This window comes from Acetobacter pomorum (genome assembly GCF_002738225.1).
GTDB lineage: Bacteria > Pseudomonadota > Alphaproteobacteria > Acetobacterales > Acetobacteraceae > Acetobacter > Acetobacter pomorum.
This window is the reverse complement of the sequence record NZ_PEBQ01000055.1, coordinates 1-372: the sequence shown is the minus strand read 5'-3', so window position 1 is coordinate 372 and position 372 is coordinate 1. Positions and strand designations below refer to the sequence as shown.

The window sequence follows — 372 nt, the reverse complement described above, 5'->3', positions numbered from 1 at the left end:
TGAGGGCAGCTGCGATCCGCTGCAATTCTGCATAAGCGTCTGCAAATTTTGTTGGCGGTTCGTTTCCAGTGTTAATCGGGCTTTGTTGCATCTGATTCATTTTTATATCTTCTTTGCTTGGAGTGGTTGAAGGGTGATGGAGCCGTCTCGAAGATCGGCGCTCACAATCTTTGCATTGGCAACGTCTTGTACATGCGTCATCGGACAACCGTCTTCGTTTCGGAGTATTGCGTAACCTGCGGCCACTACAGTACGAGGATCTAGAGCCGCGGCAATAGTTTGTGCGGCAGTAATCCTGCCGTTGAGTTGCTCAATATATTGTAGGGCATTTTCGAGAATTTTATATTTTATTTCTCTCACTAATGGCGGGAC

The 372-nt window shown here is 47.0% G+C and carries 1 protein-coding gene; it reads right to left on the bottom strand.

All coding sequences use genetic code 11. From position 1 onward, the window contains the following. Positions 1–102: 102 nt before the first annotated feature. Positions 103–372: hypothetical protein (locus CSR02_RS16790; RefSeq protein ID WP_208616799.1), on the bottom strand; the 270-nt coding region annotated here is incomplete at its 5' end.